Genomic DNA, 17,170 nt, shown 5'->3' with positions numbered 1-17,170 from the left:
GCCCAATACGTGCAAGTCAAGTTTATGTAAAAAAACGGAGAAGTGCTGAATAATTAAGCAGTCAGACGCAGATTTTAATGAAACGCAATGCAATTAGATGAATCAATATGCAGTGTGTGGATTATAATGAGAAAATATGCCAGACGAGTGTTGGTGAGGAGGTCATATGAAAATGGAACAATTGGAAAAATACCTGCTTAGCTTAAAAGGGGTTCAAGGTGGTTATCCTTTCGGCCCTGAAGCATATGTATTTAAAGTGATGGGGAAAATGTTTGCACTGACTGCCATTCATAATGAGGCTCCCAGTGTGACGCTAAAGTGCCTTCCTGCCGATGCTGATTTTTTAGTTAATGAGTTTGCCTCTATCATTCCTGGCTATCACATGAATAAGCAACATTGGATAACAATCGCTTTAACGGGGGAGCTATCGGAAAGTGTATTGCAAGACTTAGCCGATAAATCTTATAGCTTAGTTGTGAGTAAATTAACACGAGCAGATAAAGAAGCATTGTCTGCGTTATAATCGTTAACTGTCTTTATTGAAAAAGCCAGCTCATTGAGCTGGCTGGTGATATCAGTCTTTGTTTTTCAGTCAAAGAGGGGGATAGGCTTAGCTTGAAAAGTTATACGTTAAGCTAACTGGGCTAGTGATGTTTTGAATTGATGATTCTTGCTTATCATCAAATTTAGCCAGTATCGAGTATTTACCTTTCGATACTTTTACCGAGACATTATTGCCGTTTCCTACTGGTAACCCATCAATATAGAACACTGCATCTTTATTGCTTACAAGCATGATATCAAATGAGTTAATGCCGACTTCTTTCATGATTTGAGCATTGATTTGTTCGTTATATTGAACAAATAAGTTAAAGCTAACGTTGTAATCAACATTCCCTTCAAAATCCATACTGGCTGAATTGACCGTAAATTGATTGGTACTGCTTGTAATATCAATCTGACCAAAGCGTGATTCAATAGCATCATTCACAAGCTTACTTGTCGTTTGTTTGCTTTCAAAACAGGCGCGAATAGATTCATAAGGGGAGCATTGAAGCTTGCCTTCTATTTTAATAGGAAGGGGCTTTGAAAATTCTGTTTTTATACGGGTAACAACACTATTTTTGATGGCGGTAAGTTTATCGCTATACACGTTTTTAGATTGGCGAATGGAGTGGTTTAGCTTCTCAAGTTCCGCGTTATATTGAGTGACAAGTACCGTATTTTTGTGAATTGTATCATTGTTTGCTTTAATCTTATTTGATGTCTTTTTCATTGACTCAAAGTAGTAATTTGTATTTTCTTCTGTGCCAGAGAGCATCTCTTTGCTTAGTTTTTGTTGGTACTCTTGGTAGACTTGTCTTTCGTTAACAATCGAGGCTTTTAACTGACTCGTCTGGTTGGTTAACGTGAATATACTGCTATTAACTTTCGTTAATTTTTGTAATTCAGCAGTATCATTAAACTGTTCTCTTACAGAGCTGACTTGCTCTTGCTCGGCTTTTGTTAGCAATGGGGTCGCTTGAGTACAAAACGAAACCCCCACTGATATAAGAATAATGGCTTTTTTTAGCATGATATAACGAACCTTAGAAATATGAGAATAGTATTAATTTTCTTTAAGTTAGTAATGTTTAGTCTGTAATTTTTGATAAGTAGTGAATTCAGCGTCTTTTATATTCCGACTTGTCATATGACTATCGATTATCTCGAGTTGAAAAGGTTCGTACACGGTTATCCATTACGTGTAAGAACTGTACCAGATGACTACTTTGAATATCTTTATATACTTAGGGTAGATATTTAATAATTATTCTTCTACAAAGTCATTATATTTATTAATTTTAACCATATAAATTATACATTTATCATTGTTTATGATAACTCGATCATATCTCGAATGATTTTATGTGAAACTGGTGTCTTATTATTTTGTTAAGTTTATTTATATCAAGGTTGTATCGTCAAAAACAAGGCGGTTATTAAGTCAAAATATTAACGAAGTAATAATGGTGATATAAAGGCGGATAAATGAAAACCGGTTACGCCGTAACATGGTTCATGTCGTTACGGCGCTGAGTAGGTTATTAGTTAACCAGTTCGTCTAATAAGTCTTGATGTGTATAGAACGGTGATCTTGCAGATTCAGTTAAGTATGGTTCTACCATTGAAATTAAACGTAAAACGCCAGCACGAATGAGTTCCGTTTCACTGTATTTATCATCTAATAGTGTTTGGTAGTTTAACCAATTCAAACTGACTAAAAGTAAGTTATCTGATAATAGCGGTAGACTGTTATTATCGCATTGCAGTTTTCCTAAGCTCACTAAATGCGCAAGCATATCGCTACTGAGTTGCCGTAATTTTAAAATTAATGTGCGAATTTTACGTTTTATCTGTGGGTTTTGACCGTTCAAGTTATCTAAATTTCTGAACATGAACCGATAATGGGTAAACAATGCCATCACGGTATGCATGAAAGGCCAGTAATCATCAAAATCCTGAACTTGCTTGGGATACTCAATACTGATGGTTGATACTGAATTTTGTAATTCATTAATCAAGGTCGCAATAATCTCGTCTTTACCGCGAAAATGGTAATACAAGTTACCTGGGCTAATCCCCATTTCAGTAGCAATGATCAAGGTACTCACTTGCGAGATACCATTACGATTAAAAAGGTCAAGACTGACTGATAGAATCCGATCTCGAGTCTTCATTTTTCTTCCTTGTCTGACGTTTTTGGTTGTTGGTTAGCGTTTCGTTGTTACCAAGGTTACTGCTGGTAACAACGAAAGGGTTTATAAACACAACGTTGTTTGTTTAGTTGCCTAATACCAACCTAAATATTATCTAGATTGGTATAAGTTTGCGTGCTACTCAGTTAGTAATACAGGTAGCGCCTCAAGCAAAAATTCATACTCAGTTTGCATTTGCTGCTTTATATCGTCACAAATGAACGAGACCAATGTGCTACCAATGAATGGCACAGATGAACTAATGGTCATCTCCACATTATTACGCGTTGTAGGCCCACTTTTTAGCTTTGCTGCTGGCTCACTAAATAGCATTTGACCGGTAATCGCCGCAGGCACACCGATAAGCTCAACTTGCATCTCACACTTTAGTTGATCACCGTCTAACCAGTGCCAAGTTTCAGATTGCTTTATTGTGTTGTAATTACCTAGCAGGCTTTTTAGCATTCCTGGCACATTCGCCGGTACTTCTCGTTGTGTCTCCACAAGGAAGCCATCTTCTGTTTCTTCAATTTTGACGATACGTACATTACGCGCACCGAGTTTTTGATACTTTTCGATAATCAGTTCTTCTTCGCTGAAGAAACGTAAAATAGTATCGAGATCTTCTTGGTAATCATGAATCGCTGAGACTTGCATAATGTGTCCTTACATATGTATTTCACGGATGAGATTGGATAACGCCATTACGTCAGCACTATTTTGTTTAGGATCGCTGTCGTGTTTTTTCCCATCTGTTTCGGGGGCCATGTTAAAACCGGTATTCATTACCAGTTCACCTAATTTAGGGTAAACGCCGTGAACTAACGCGGCAAAAAGACCGATACGGTTTGCGATACGTTTCGGCTTTTCAATAATTGCTTTGATGATTAAATCGGCGGCTTCATCTGACGATAGCAGCGGAATGCCACCTTTTGCTTTACGGTAATGATCGGCAATCATCGGAGTTTCGACTAACGGCATATTAATTGTCGTGAAGTTAACGCCTTGTCCACATAATTCAGCACTTGCTGTACGTGTAAATGAATCTAATGCCGATTTAGAGGCAGCATAGGCAGAAAAGCGAGGTTGGTTCGTTAATACAGCAACGGAAGACAAGTTGATGATATGCCCTGATTGCTGCTCCACCATGCCAGGCAGGCTACCTAGAATTAAACGTAGCGCGCCAAAGTAGTTAATTTGCATGGTACGTTCATAATCGTGCAAACGGTCTGTCGAGTGCATAACAGAGCGGCGAATTGAACGACCCGCGTTGTTGATCAAAATATCGATGTTGCCGTGATGGCGTTTAATTTCATCCATCACCTTGTTACTTTCTTCTTCTTTACTGAGATCGGCTTGGTAGATGAATGCGCGTCCACCTCGGCTTTCAACATCATTTCGAGTTTGCTGTAGGCGTTCTAAATCACGGGCAATCAAGACTAACGTGGCGTTGGTGTCTGCCAGTTTCAATGCAGTGGTGTAACCAATACCTGAAGAGGCACCTGTTAGTACAACCACTTTATTTTCTACACAGCCTTTTAAGGTGCGATCGACATGAAGTGATGGATCAAGGTTACGCTCCCAGTAATCCCAAATCTTTGGCGCATAATCTGTTAAGCGAGGGCAATTGATTGTGCTGTCTTCTAAGGCTTTTAATGTGTTGTGGCAATCGAATTGGGTAGGGTAGTTAAATAAACATAATGCTTCTTTCGGTACTTGCATCTCTTGGCTTAACGCATCCATGAAACGACGAAGTACTGGTAATTGGCTTAACTCTTTCCATAAATGCGTCGGTATCATGCGAAATAGTCGCATATCTAAACGCATTGCCATACGTGGCGCGTGACCGGCTTCAGCAAAAATATTGATAACCTCACCTGCGCGGTAAGGGTCGGGATCGACAATATGGAAAGCTTGTCCGTCTAATTCATCTTTGTGGGCAATGTGATCGATGCTATCAACAACATAATCGACAGGCACTAAATTTAAACGCCCACCTTCAAGGCCCAGCATCGGCATCCATTCTGGTAATGAACGACGTAGCTTTTGTAAAATCTTAAAGAAATAATAAGGACCATCGACACGTTCAGCTTCACCAGTTTTTGAATCACCGATAACGATACCCGGTCGGTATGCTCGCCAAGGGATGGTTGCTGTTTCTTGAACCAGCTTTTCAGCTTCATGTTTGGTTTTGAAGTAAGGGTGTTCCAAATCGGTTGCTTGCTCTAGCATGTCCTCTCTAAACCAGCCACGGAATAGACCTGCTACGGCAATTGAACTTACATGATGGAAACAGCCTGCTTGAATTCGTTCTGCTAGCCGAAGGGCATTTTCTGTGCCTTCAACATTGGCACGCATTAAATCATTTTCATCTGCTTCTAAATCGTAGACTGCTGCAAGATGGAAAAAGTGCGTTATCTTACCTGTTAGATGTTTGATGTTTTCTGTAGAAAGCCCCAGATTTGATTCTGTAATTGAGCCTCTTACGGTATGAAACTTATCTTGAGGAAAAGCATGCTTTTCAATTAAATCTTGAAGTTTCTTCTCAGAAGATTCGCTACGCGCCAATACGTAGAATACTCCAGGACGTTTTGCCATACGTTGCAATAAATGGGATCCGATGAACCCTGTTGCGCCGGTAATGAAATAATTCATAACCACTCCTTACGCGATTTTTTTTATAAATATAGTCATCCATCACAGCAGCCAAACTGGTCGGATGAGGATTCTTTATTATGCTACTTGTGGCGTAAATTCTCAAAGAGGAGCAACCAAAAATATCGAGTAGATCAATATTCCTTCATGGAATCTTTAGATTTAGAGTAACTGCTCACATTTGGGGTGTGAAGCGATGTAAAATCAACTCATTTAGTGCATTAGTTTTTGTATTGGTAATCATGATGGGTCGACAATGTTATATCGTGGTTTTCTACAAAGAAGAGATTGTTATACATAGTAAAAGCGTTCATTTATTAAGAGGTGAATGACGGTGTTTTATTTTATGATGGCTTTTTGCGGCGAGGGATAACAGGTTGCTTGTAAGAATTGCAATCATTGTTGTTATGTGGTCAGAGTAAGTATTTAAAACGAAGCATTAAATACTTGCTCTGCTCCTGACTATTACAGGCGTAATCCGTTGTGTAATACCATTCTGGATAAGTAAATGATCAGATACTTGTCTAGATTGGTATTAGTTAGCACTCCATACTTGCTTGCCGCTGCGTGCAAAGTTATAACCGCCTAGTTGATCACCCTTGGCTTGTATTTCCATGTCAGATAACGATTGCAATAGCTGTTGTTGTAAGGTGCGGAAGTAAATGTTTTTAGGTATTACTAATTCAAATGCTTCTCTACATAAAGGTATAAAGCCCAAACCAAATTCACCAGCTGTGCTTTGGCTTGCACACCCCACATCTGCAAGCCCACGTGCAATATATGAAGCCAGTTCACGTTCACTGTTACACGTATCAGCCTTTGTAAGCATACTGATATTAAAGGCATGACCATGTAACCATTCTTCTAAGGCGCGCATACTACCGGCACCTTCTTGGCGTAACGCCCAACGCCAACGTGAGGCGAGTAATTCTTGTGGGTTTAACGAACGTGAGTTAACAGCTTCTGCAATGTCGTGACTCACGACTAACCCTTGTTGGCGTTCGAAGGCATGTATTAGCACCCAGTTTTTATGACCCGGATATTGTTGTAATAAAGCAGGGTGACGCAAAGCCGCTTCTTCAGCATGCCCCCAATGAATTGCGCATATATCTACATGCCCTTTACTTAACATGGCTAACCCTTGTCGAGTACCTGTCGAGGTATAACCGACTAAGGCGGTACTGCCTAATTGGTTCGCCATTTTCCCTACCACCATCTGTAATAAAGGATCGTCAGACCCCGCTATTAATAAGCGATCGTTTAGCACACCGTTATGACAAGATTCTAATAGCCATTTATCGAGCATTGATTTAGGGAATAGCCATTTACCCGTTACTTTCGTTGCGGGTAACAATGCATCGTTTGCCAAGGAGTAGACTTTCTTTTCATTCAGATCTAAATATTCAGCAACTTGTTTAGCATTCATAAACTCTGGAAAGCTAGTGGACATTACGCCTTACCCCCAGAACGCTCATCTCTATGTGCACCTTTAGCTTTATCATCTAAGTTGAAGCCAGACGCATCACCTTTCACATCTAAAATCAGGTTATTCATGCCGTTATAAACTTGGAAGCGATTTCCTTTAGCGCGGGCTATCATGGTAATGCCCAACGTCTTTGCTAAGTCATAGCCCATCTGAGTCGCACCAGAGCGAGAAAGCAGAACAGGAATACCCATTTGCGCGACTTTGATCACCATCTCTGACGTCAAACGACCAGTCGTATAGAAAATCTTGTCTTCACCGGTTTCACCTTTCAACCACATCTCACCAGCTAAGGTATCAACGGCGTTATGACGACCTACATCTTCAACAAACGATAAAATATTGGTGTCTTTACATACTGCGCATCCATGAACAGCACCTGCGGCTTTATAGGTTTCATTATGGTGGGTAAGGGACTCAAGCAAACCGTATAAGGTTGACTGCGCTAATGTTATTTGAGGCAGTGTAACACCTTCTAGTTTCTTTATTACGTTACCGAACATGGTGCCTTGACCACAGCCTGAGGTAACGGTTTTCTTACCGAGCTTCTTCTCTAAACCGTCAGTGTTTTCTTTAGTAATGACCGCGGCAGAATTGGTATCCCAATCAATAATGACAGATTCAATGGCTTCAATATCATCAATAAATCCTTGGTTTTTTAAATAACCCAACACTAGCACAGACGGTCTTTCACCTAATGTCATTAAGGTAACAACTTCAATCCAATTCAAGTAAACGGTAAGCGGATGCTCGCAGGCGATTTCTTTGGTCATCATGTCGCCGTATTCATCCATCACGTCGACGGTCATTGTCTGACTGACAGAAGAGTTTGTTTTTATAATTTTTGGCAATTGGGGCATCAGAAAATCCTGCTGGTTCATCAATGTCTGTAAACAGATTATATGTGTTTTTATTCTAAGGGTTCAGTATTTTAGACGTATCATGCTTTCTTAATACTGAACTCGCCATATCTCACATTAACACTATGCTATATAGAGCTTAGTACTTGAAATATAGATAGAGCGAGAGATAAAGCAAGGTTCATTCCAACTTAACTATTTTTTATTTTTAAGTTAACAAGATCGTTTATTTAGACGGATTTGTTACTCGAGGACACCTCCTCCTTAGGGGTAATCTTTCCCTTATTTCTCATAATTATTCAACTTGGTCTAAATATTGCCTTTCTTGGTCTAAATATTGCTTTAGTTACGATGAAAGAGAATCACTGTTGAACATAACAAACAAGAATTAAGGAGCATGTGTGCAACAACTCGATGAACATAAGCTACTACAAAAAGATGAATCTATTTGGCCGATTGCCTTTCGCTTAGTGTCGGAAGAAAAGCAAGTAGGTCGCTGGACGACACTATCTTGGACGATTGAAGATGTTGTTCTTTACGATCAAGACAGGGTGTATGAAATTGATGAATCTAAAGGCAGTTATGAGCGACTTCTAACACTTTATCGTGATGAGCGCACAGACTATCGCTTTAACCTTAGCTCTCAAGACCCGCACTTATTCATTGTTTGTGAAGAAGAGAATGAACAATTATCCCCGTTATTAATTACTGCTGCGCAAAGTGTTGCCAGTAGTTATATGGACGGTGACTACCAAGTATTACACATTAAAACCCCATTACCTGTACAGGCGTGGATGGAAGCATTCATCGGGCGCCATGGCGAGTTAATTGAATTCAAGCGCAAGCGCTGTAAAGACAAGAAAGGACGTTCTAGTGGCAACTAATTTTTTCCAGCGTTGGTCTAGCCGTAAATTGACTGCCAAGGAAGAGCATGAAGAGCCAACTAGCAATGATGCTGCTGTATCTACCATACCGGCAAGTACTGAAGCGCAACAGGCTGCCAGTATTGATGATTCATCGGATGATCTTGAATCAAAATATATTGAACCTGAACTCGGTGAATTTGCAGGGACGAGTGAAGATGATGTAACAGACTCAGCTGAATCATTGATTGATGTTACTGAAGATAAGATTTTAACGATAGAAGATGCAGCAGATGTCACGTTTGATAGTGGTGTTGCCTCTTTCTTAAAGCAAGGTGTTGATAAAGCAGTTAAAAAGGCAGCCTTGCAGAAACTATTTCACTCTGATGAATTTAACTACATCAGTGATATGGATGATCACACCGAGGATTTCTCGAATATTCCAACGCTAGATCCTAACGTAGCAAAACAACTGCGTGGTTGGGTGAATAATGTATCTGAAAGCATTAAGAAAGTAGCAGATGCGTTAGATGATGGAAAAGAAAGTGCTGGTGGTGAGCTGACTGACGCCAATCTTATTACAGATGCTAGCACTGCGTCAGAAGGTGAAGCAGAAAATCTTACTATGGCTGATGAAGCGACAACTGGTGACACATTATCACAAGAGCTGCCTCAAGAACTGTCACAAGTAGAGATAGCTGAAGAGACAACAGAAGAATTAGCCGACGGTGAGTCTATCCCTACCTCTTTATCTCAGACAGATAAAGAAGAAGACTTACTTGTTGGTGTTGAAGCTAACAAAAATTAATAACGAAAAAGTCTAAAGAAAGGCAGTTGAGACATTAAGGGAATAATAACCCTATAATTAACCGGGACAAATTGACGCATTTGCATTTAAGTGCAGAGACAAATTGTCCCAGTTGAGATTGTACCAACTGTCCCTTTCTGACTTTAGTTCCTTATAGGTCATTTTATTCCGTTAAAAGTTGGTTCGGTTATTGCTCTTATAGAAGCAGAAGAACTTATCCCGTTCTTTAATCGACACTGACTAACGGTGACGAGTACACAGGAATAAGAATGTTAAAAAGTACACTAGAAGCATTTTCTGATACGAATGGTCAAGCTCGACTGAATGCTATTACAGGCACAGTAGAATTGTCGAATTTGATTCCCCCTACGGTTTCTTATGAGAGTCGTGGTGATTTATTGATCATCGGTGCTCAAGGTTCGATTACAACACTGGCAAGCCAATTTTCAGCCCTTCATTCTGTAACGCTTCTTGCTACAGAAAAGACGGCGATTGATGAAGCATCAAAATCAACGAAAGCTGAAAAATGTGCAAATTTGTATTTTAGTAAAGAGGTTGCCATTAAAGGTTACCTTGGCGCGTTTGAAGTGACATGTCGCGTAGACGGAACAATTACAGAGACTAAAGTCAATCTTGCGAAAGTGGCTATTGGTCGTGATTGTTTTGATCTTGTATTAGACATGACGGAAGAAGGGATTGTGGCAACTGAAATTCCTGCTCCGGGTTATTACCTAGTAGGTGCAAGTAAAGGTAAGTTGGCCGATGTGACTGAAGAACTGCCTGCTATGTTAGGTACGTTTGATAAGCCTAAATACTTCCGATTAGACCCTGATCTTTGTGCGCACTCATCTCGTGGTGTGAATGGTTGTAATCGTTGTGTTGATGCATGTCCTGCTGGTGCCTTATCAAGCCTTGGTCATGCTATCGAAATTAACCCTTATCTTTGTCAGGGGGTGGGAACATGTGCAACGGCTTGTCCTACTGAAGCGATTACATATGCATTACCAGATCCTGAAAAGACACAAAATTTTGTGCATCGTTTACTCGCACGTTATCAAGAAGAAGGGGGAGAAAAACCAACGATCCTTTTTTATGGTAACCGTGATGAAGAAACCATTACTCAAACACTGACGACACTTCCTTCAAATGTTGTGCCTATTGCGTTGGAAGAGTTAGCGACTGTTGGTGTTGATACTTGGTTTAGTGCATTGGTTTATGGTGCGCATCAAGTTTTACTTGCAACTAATACGGCTTATATTCCAGCAACGATTGATCGTGTTTTGGCTGATGAACTTTCGATTGCCAATAACTTTTTAACGGAACTGGGTTATGAAGAAAATCGAATAGCGCTGTTTGACTTATCTACGGCTGATTCATTTACGGCATTTGATAAACCACTTATTGCGCTTACACATTCTCAAACTTTTGCAGAACAATTGTCTGGTACTAAGCGTGAGAAATTGTTTGCTGCACTTGAACGACTGTACGCCAATAGCCCAGAGCAACCTGAATATTCAGCTGTGCCTGACAATGCGCCTTATGGTTCTGTTGAATGTAAAACGGATGATTGCACATTGTGTATGAGTTGTGTGGCGGTTTGTCCTACACGTGCATTTCATGCTGTGGGTGGTCGTCCAGGATTACAACTTATTGAAGAAGATTGTGTTCAATGTGGTTTATGTGAAAAGGCATGTCCTGAAAAGGTTCTTACGTTAAAACCTGGCTTTAATTGGAATGCTGAAACACGTAAAGCCGCTGTTGTGGTTCATGAAGAAGAAGCGGCTTGTTGTACAAGTTGTGGTAAAGCGTTTGCCCCTGCATCCATGGTGAAAATGTTGACGGAGAAATTACAGAGTCACTCTCAATTTCAAGGAGATGCGATTCGTCGTTTAGCCATGTGTGAAGATTGTCGTGTGCGCGATATTTTCTCAAATATGGAAGACGATCCTGAAAGTCAGCTAAGGGTATAGGGCAAATTTATGGAATCACAAAATATGTCTAATTCAGAAACTATGTCTACATCAGAAACAATAGCGCTAACAGAAGATACTCGGTTGCGTGTTGATATTTACAGCATGTTGGCACATCTACTGCGTAAAGCACCCGATCAGAATGTGATCGATTGGTTAGCGGCATTAGATGTTGATGCCCCAAATGCATTGAAACAAACAACAGGTATGGCAGCGGCTTGGCCATTACTAAAACTTGCGGCACAGAAAACAACCTTGATGGCGACAGAAGATGAATATCAAGATTTGTTTATTGGTATTGGTCGTGGCGAGATTGTGCCTTTTGGTTCTTGGTATTTAACCGGTTCATTAATGGAAATGCCTCTTGCGCATTTGCGTCATGATCTTAAACAACTGGAATTTGAACGTGATGAATCAGTAAAAGAGCCAGAAGATCATATGGCAGCCTTGTTAGAAGTGATGGCAATGCTGGTGGAAGAGGGCGAGAACACACTGCAAGCAAGGTTCTTTAATCGTCATATCGCAACATGGTGTGAACGTTTTTGCGCTGATCTTAAAACCGCTAAAAGTGCTGTGTTTTACAGCGCGGTTGGCGAACTAGCATTGCAATTTTTGACTGTAGAAAAAACGCGATTTGTAGAAGCGAACTAATATTAACGCATTCGCTTTTATTGATGTAACGAATTATAGCTATAAAAAATAATCGATTTCCTATGAGAGTCGAAGAATACGACGAAGGAGCAAGCTTTATGAGTGAGCAAAGTAAACCTAATGAAAGCCGTCGCCAATTGTTGAAAAACATTGGTTTAGGCGTGGCAGTAAGTGCTATTGCTGCTGGCACAACAACGGCTGCTCATGCTGCTGTTGATAAGCAAGACGATAGCAAAAAAGAAACCCAAACTACTGGCTATCACGAAACTCAGCATGTTCGTGATTACTACGAAACCTTGTAAGCGGAGCTTTAAATGAAATTAACAAAACGTTCCGATAATGTAAGCAAGGACGAAAACCAATTAGGTATTTCTCGTCGTTCCTTTATTCGTAATACATCACTTGCTGCCGCTGGTGGTGTTGCTGGTGCCAGCATGTTTGCGCCTGGCATGATGAAAAAAGCAGAAGCGAAGACTGTCGACCCTACATCGCCAGTTGAAATTAAACGTACCATTTGTTCACACTGTTCTGTTGGCTGTGGTATTTATGCTGAAGTACAGGAAGGGGTATGGACAGGGCAAGAACCTGCTTTTGACCACCCATTCAATGCGGGCGGTCACTGTGCAAAAGGTGCAGCACTGCGTGAACACGGTCATGGTGCTAAACGTCTTAAATACCCAATGAAGTTAGTCGACGGCAAGTGGACCAAACTGAGCTGGGAACAAGCATTAGATGAAGTCAGTAAACAAGTGCTTAAGATTCGTGAAGAGTCTGGCCCTGATTCTGTTTATTGGTTAGGTTCAGCAAAGCATAACAACGAGCAAGCGTATCTATTCCGTAAAATGGTGTCGATGTGGGGTACTAACAATGTCGATCACCAAGCACGTATTTGTCACTCTACTACAGTAGCCGGTGTTGCAAATACATGGGGCTACGGTGCGATGACAAACTCGTTGAACGACATGCATAACTGTAAGTCGATTCTGTTTATCGGTTCAAACCCTGCTGAAGCACACCCTGTTGCTATGCAGCACATCTTGATCGCAAAAGAGAAGAACAGCTGTAAGATTGTAGTTGCCGATCCGCGTCGTACTCGTACGGCTGCAAAATCTGATCACTATGTCTCTTTACGCCCAGGTTCTGACGTTGCTTTCGTTTGGGGTGTGTTGTACCACATCTTTAAAAACGGTTGGGAAGATAAAGAGTTTATTCGTCAACGTGTTTACGGCATGGAAGACGTACGAAAAGAAGTGGCAAAATGGACACCAGCAGAAGTTGAACGTGTTTCTGGTGTACCAGAAGCTGATGTTTATGAAACGGCAAAATTGTTATCTGAAAATCGCCCTGGCTGTGTAGTGTGGTGTATGGGTGGTACGCAACACACTACTGGTAATAACAACACACGTGCTTACTGTATTCTTGAGCTTGCTCTAGGCAATATGGGTAAATCTGGCGGTGGTGCTAATATTTTCCGTGGTCACGATAACGTTCAAGGTGCGACTGACTTTGGCGTACTGTCTGATAACTTACCGGGTTATTACGGCCTTTCTGAAGGTGCATGGAAACACTGGGCAGGCGTGTGGGATGTTGATTACGAATGGCTAAAAGGCCGTTTTGATCAAGCTGATTACCGCGGTAAGAAACCAATGAACCATGCAGGTATCCCTGTTTCTCGTTGGATCGATGGTGTGCTTGAAAATAAAGACAACATTGAGCAGAACGATAATATTCGTGCAATGTTCTATTGGGGACACGCAGTAAACTCACAAACCCGTGGCCCTGAAATGCGTACCGCAATGGGTAAATTGGATATGATGGTTATCGTCGATCCGTACCCAGGTGTTGCCGCTGTAATGAACGGCCGTACAGATAACGTGTATTTGCTACCAGCAACGACACAGTTTGAAACAACGGGGTCTGTAACAGCAACAAACCGTTCTATTCAGTGGCGTGATCAGGTTATTGAACCGCTATTTGAATCTAAGCCTGATCATGAAATCATGTTTAGATTATCGCAAAAACTCGGTTTATCTGATCAGCTGTTTAAGAATATTAAAGTTGAAAACAATATCCCTGTTATTGAAGATATAACCCGTGAATATAACAAGGGTATGTGGACAATTGGTTATACAGGCCAAAGCCCTGAGCGTCTTAAAACACACCAACAAAACTGGCATACCTTCCACAAAACGTCGCTAGAAGCTGAAGGCGGTGTGGTTGATGGCGAAACTTATGGTCTTCCTTGGCCATGTTGGGGTACGCCAGAAATGAAGCACCCTGGTACACATATTCTTTACGATACATCGAAAACTGTTGCACAAGGTGGCGGTAACTTCCGTGCACGCTTTGGTGTAGAGCGTGAAGGGGAAAGCTTGCTGGCAGTCGATAGCTATTCACTAGGTTGTGAGCTTGAAGGTGGTTTCCCTGAATTTACCGATAAGCTGTTGAAGCAACTAGGTTGGTGGGATGACTTAACCGACGCAGAAAAAGCAAAAGCAGAAGGTAAAAACTGGAAAACAGATGTTTCTGGTGGTATCCAACGTGTTGCGATTAAACACGGTTGTATTCCTTTTGGTAATGCAAAAGCGCGTGCTGTTGTATGGACCTTCCCTGATGCTGTGCCTATTCACCGTGAGCCGCTGTACACACCACGTCGTGATTTGGTTGCTGACTATCCTACGTGGAATGACAGTGAGGCAATGTTCCGTCTACCTACATTCTATAAGTCGATTCAAGATAAAGATGTATCGGGTGAATACCCAATGATTCTTACATCTGGTCGTCTTGTTGAATACGAAGGTGGCGGTGATGAAACCCGTTCAAACCCTTGGCTTGCTGAACTGCAACAAGAAATGTTTGTAGAAGTTAACCCTAAAGATGCGAACGATCTTGGTTTCCGCGATGGCGATATGGTGTGGGTTGAAGGTGCTGAGAAAGGCCGTATTCACGTTAAAGCGATGGTTACCCGTCGTGTGAGACCGGGCTTGGCATTTCTTCCATTCCACTTTGGTGGTTACTTTGAAGGTGAAGATCTTCGTGGTAATTACCCTGAAGGCTCTGCACCGTATGTGTCGGGTGAATCAGCGAACATTGCAACAACATACGGTTATGACCCTGTAACACAAATGCAGGAAACCAAAGTAACCCTATGTAAAATATCTAAAGCGTAAGGAGTCATTCAGATGGCACGTATGAAATTTCTTTGTGACTCTAAGCGTTGTATCGAGTGCAATGGTTGTGTTACCGCATGTAAGAACGAGAACGATGATGCCCTAGAGTGGGGTATTCAACGTCGACGCGTTGTAACCCTTAATGATGGTGAACCCGGCGAAACGTCAATCTCTGTCGCTTGTATGCATTGCTCAGATGCACCATGTATGGCGGTTTGTCCTGCTGATTGTTTCGAACAAACTGAAGACGGTATTGTTCGTCACGATAAAGACCTTTGCATCGGTTGTGGTTACTGCTTGTTTGCTTGTCCTTTTGGTGCTCCTCAATTTCCTAAAGAGGACGCCTTTGCTGAACGTGGCAAGATGGATAAGTGTACTTTCTGTGCAGGCGGTCCCGGTGTTGAACCTGGCTCGATTGAAGAAAAACAAAAATACGGTGCAAACCGTATTGCAGAAGGCAAGCTACCTATGTGTGCATCGCTTTGTTCAACAAAAGCCTTGTTAGCAGGTGATGCTGCTAAAATCTCTGACGTCTTCCGTGAGCGTGTAGTTGCACGCGGCGCGAAAGAAGCGGGTTGGGCAAATGTTGATGATCTTGCATACGATGCAAGTAAAGAACAAAAAGCCTAATTTCTTATTTGAATCGCTCGTTTGTGTGTAAGCGCACACGAGCGACTCATTGTAGAAAGATGATATGAAAATAATGAAATCAGCATGTAGTCACAAAACTGGTTTCTTTTTACCGCTGTTTTGTATAAGCAGTTAGGAGTTTTAATGACTAAGCGAATCCAACGTTGGTTCACTTTATTGGTTACTGCATTTATGCTGGCGTTTACTTTGTCGGCGATAGCCAGTGAAGAGTCGAGCCAAAACATAAATAATGAGCGCTTAGGGGAATCTGTCATTAAAGGTGAAATGGCAGGTTTCGCTGGTGCTGACTATTGGCGCGCGGTCAAGAATGGTCAAGAAGGGACAACAACATCTAAATCACCAGAGCATGGTGTGTTGATCAGTGTTCCTGGGCAGACGTGGTACATTCTGAAAGAAAAGTGGATGTCACCGTTAGGCGCATTGGCTATCTTCGGTAGCCTTGCAATGGTTGCACTCGCGTACGTCACTATTGGCCCTTTGAAGCTAAGCAAACCTAAAACTGGTCGTAAAATTAAGCGCTGGAGCCGTATGGATCGAGCCTTACACTGGAGCATGGCGTTTACGTTCTTAACGTTAGCATTCAGTGGATTAACACTGGTTTATGGTAAGCATTTCATTAAACCCATTGTGCCATCAGAAATATGGGGTTGGGTTATTTATGCCGCGAAGCAATACCATAACTACATAGGACCTATCTTTGCTATCTTATTGTTTACCGTTTTAATTAAGTGGTGGCGTAAGAGCATAGTTAACAAAGTAGATATAGTATGGTTCATGAAACTAGGCGGAATGGTGGGGAAGCATAAAGGTAAGCATCCATCCGCTGGATTTTCTAATGGTGGCGAAAAGGTCATTTTTTGGTTGCTGATTTGGTTTGGTATTTTTATTGCTGTAAGTGGGTTTGTATTAGATTTCCCTATATTTGGTCAAACACGCCGCGATATGGAATTATCTAATCTCGTGCATATGTTCTCTGCTTTGATCTTAATCTGTGGTTTTGTATTCCATATCTATATTGGTTTATTTGGTATGGAAGCAGCATTAGATGGCATGATTACGGGTGAAGTCGATGAGACATGGGCGAAAGAACACCACGATTTATGGTATGACGATGTTAAAGATTTACCTGAAAATCAACCCGGTTATGATGAAAAATTGGATGCTGAATCGAAAGGTAAAGCAAGCCAAGATAATGTATAGCGACTGATGTGTAGTTATTTGGCGTAGTCGCCGTAACGTTAAAGAGAGGCCGATGGTATAATCCATCGGCTTTTTATTGTCTGTTAGTAATGTAAAATGTCTTAATTTATAATGAGTTACA

Annotated in this window: 15 protein-coding genes; 9 read left to right on the top strand and 6 right to left on the bottom strand. The window is 41.3% G+C overall.

The genetic code is table 11. From position 1 onward, the window contains the following. Nucleotides 1–166 precede the first annotated feature (166 nt). Nucleotides 167–523 (top strand): MmcQ/YjbR family DNA-binding protein, encoded by a 357-nt coding sequence (locus tag C9J47_RS10915; RefSeq protein WP_107253563.1) that lies wholly within the window; start codon nucleotides 167–169, stop codon nucleotides 521–523. An 87-nt stretch (nucleotides 524–610) separates the two neighbouring features. On the opposite strand, the gene C9J47_RS10910 is transcribed toward C9J47_RS10915, so the two are convergent. From C9J47_RS10910 to fdhD, 6 genes are all read right to left on the bottom strand, one after another. Then, nucleotides 611–1,576 (bottom strand): hypothetical protein, encoded by a 966-nt coding sequence (locus tag C9J47_RS10910; protein ID WP_107253562.1) that lies wholly within the window; start codon nucleotides 1,574–1,576, stop codon nucleotides 611–613. Between the two features lie 511 nt (nucleotides 1,577–2,087). Then, entirely contained in the window at nucleotides 2,088–2,720 is a 633-nt protein-coding gene (locus C9J47_RS10905) for a TetR/AcrR family transcriptional regulator (RefSeq protein WP_107253561.1), read from the bottom strand. Between the two features lie 156 nt (nucleotides 2,721–2,876). Beyond that, nucleotides 2,877–3,395 carry a DUF2505 domain-containing protein gene (locus C9J47_RS10900; protein WP_107253560.1) on the bottom strand — a complete coding sequence of 173 codons (519 nt, stop codon included), beginning with the start codon at nucleotides 3,393–3,395 and terminating at the stop codon, nucleotides 2,877–2,879. A gap of 9 nt (nucleotides 3,396–3,404) precedes the next feature. Further along, nucleotides 3,405–5,393 carry an SDR family oxidoreductase gene (locus C9J47_RS10895; RefSeq protein WP_107253559.1) on the bottom strand — a complete coding sequence of 663 codons (1,989 nt, stop codon included), beginning with the start codon at nucleotides 5,391–5,393 and terminating at the stop codon, nucleotides 3,405–3,407. A 535-nt stretch (nucleotides 5,394–5,928) separates the two neighbouring features. Next, nucleotides 5,929–6,843, bottom strand: a complete 915-nt coding sequence (locus C9J47_RS10890; RefSeq protein WP_107253558.1) for a helix-turn-helix transcriptional regulator — start codon at nucleotides 6,841–6,843, stop codon at nucleotides 5,929–5,931. Then, nucleotides 6,843–7,736, bottom strand: coding sequence for a formate dehydrogenase accessory sulfurtransferase FdhD (gene fdhD, locus C9J47_RS10885; protein ID WP_107253557.1), 894 nt, complete (start codon nucleotides 7,734–7,736; stop codon nucleotides 6,843–6,845). Before fdhD ends, C9J47_RS10890 begins: the two co-directional genes overlap by 1 nt. Before the next feature lie 401 nt (nucleotides 7,737–8,137). Here fdhD and C9J47_RS10880 point away from each other — a divergent pair, with 401 nt between their 5' ends. The 8 genes from C9J47_RS10880 (at nucleotide 8,138) to C9J47_RS10845 (ending at nucleotide 17,049) form a co-directional block, all read left to right on the top strand. Next, a complete protein-coding gene (locus C9J47_RS10880) occupies nucleotides 8,138–8,620 on the top strand; it encodes a DUF3305 domain-containing protein (RefSeq protein ID WP_107253556.1) in 483 nt (160 codons plus the stop codon). After that, on the top strand, nucleotides 8,610–9,407 hold the full coding sequence (locus C9J47_RS10875; protein ID WP_107253555.1) for a DUF3306 domain-containing protein: 798 nt from the start codon (nucleotides 8,610–8,612) through the stop codon (nucleotides 9,405–9,407). The genes C9J47_RS10880 and C9J47_RS10875 overlap by 11 nt, the downstream gene beginning before the upstream one ends. Nucleotides 9,408–9,676: 269 nt before the next feature. Continuing rightward, entirely contained in the window at nucleotides 9,677–11,377 is a 1,701-nt protein-coding gene (locus C9J47_RS10870) for a 4Fe-4S dicluster domain-containing protein (RefSeq protein WP_107253554.1), read from the top strand. A 24-nt stretch (nucleotides 11,378–11,401) separates the two neighbouring features. After that, the gene (locus C9J47_RS10865) at nucleotides 11,402–12,028 is read left to right on the top strand and encodes a TorD/DmsD family molecular chaperone (RefSeq protein WP_425440598.1); all 627 of its coding nucleotides are present in this window, start codon (nucleotides 11,402–11,404) and stop codon (nucleotides 12,026–12,028) included. Nucleotides 12,029–12,126: 98 nt separating this feature from the next. Further along, nucleotides 12,127–12,330, top strand: a complete 204-nt coding sequence (locus C9J47_RS10860; RefSeq protein ID WP_107253552.1) for a formate dehydrogenase subunit or accessory protein — start codon at nucleotides 12,127–12,129, stop codon at nucleotides 12,328–12,330. Nucleotides 12,331–12,342: 12 nt separating this feature from the next. Continuing rightward, nucleotides 12,343–15,198 carry a formate dehydrogenase subunit alpha gene (locus tag C9J47_RS10855; RefSeq protein ID WP_107253551.1) on the top strand — a complete coding sequence of 952 codons (2,856 nt, stop codon included), beginning with the start codon at nucleotides 12,343–12,345 and terminating at the stop codon, nucleotides 15,196–15,198. 12 nt (nucleotides 15,199–15,210) lie between these two features. Further along, nucleotides 15,211–15,828 carry a formate dehydrogenase FDH3 subunit beta gene (gene fdh3B / locus C9J47_RS10850; RefSeq protein WP_006231841.1) on the top strand — a complete coding sequence of 206 codons (618 nt, stop codon included), beginning with the start codon at nucleotides 15,211–15,213 and terminating at the stop codon, nucleotides 15,826–15,828. 144 nt (nucleotides 15,829–15,972) lie between these two features. Beyond that, the gene (locus tag C9J47_RS10845; protein ID WP_107253550.1) at nucleotides 15,973–17,049 is read left to right on the top strand and encodes a formate dehydrogenase subunit gamma; all 1,077 of its coding nucleotides are present in this window, start codon (nucleotides 15,973–15,975) and stop codon (nucleotides 17,047–17,049) included. Nucleotides 17,050–17,170 lie beyond the last annotated feature (121 nt).

This window comes from Photobacterium indicum, from assembly GCF_003026215.1.
GTDB lineage: Bacteria > Pseudomonadota > Gammaproteobacteria > Enterobacterales > Vibrionaceae > Photobacterium > Photobacterium indicum.
The sequence above is the reverse complement of the archived record's forward strand: the minus strand, read 5'-3'. Positions and strand labels throughout refer to the sequence as shown.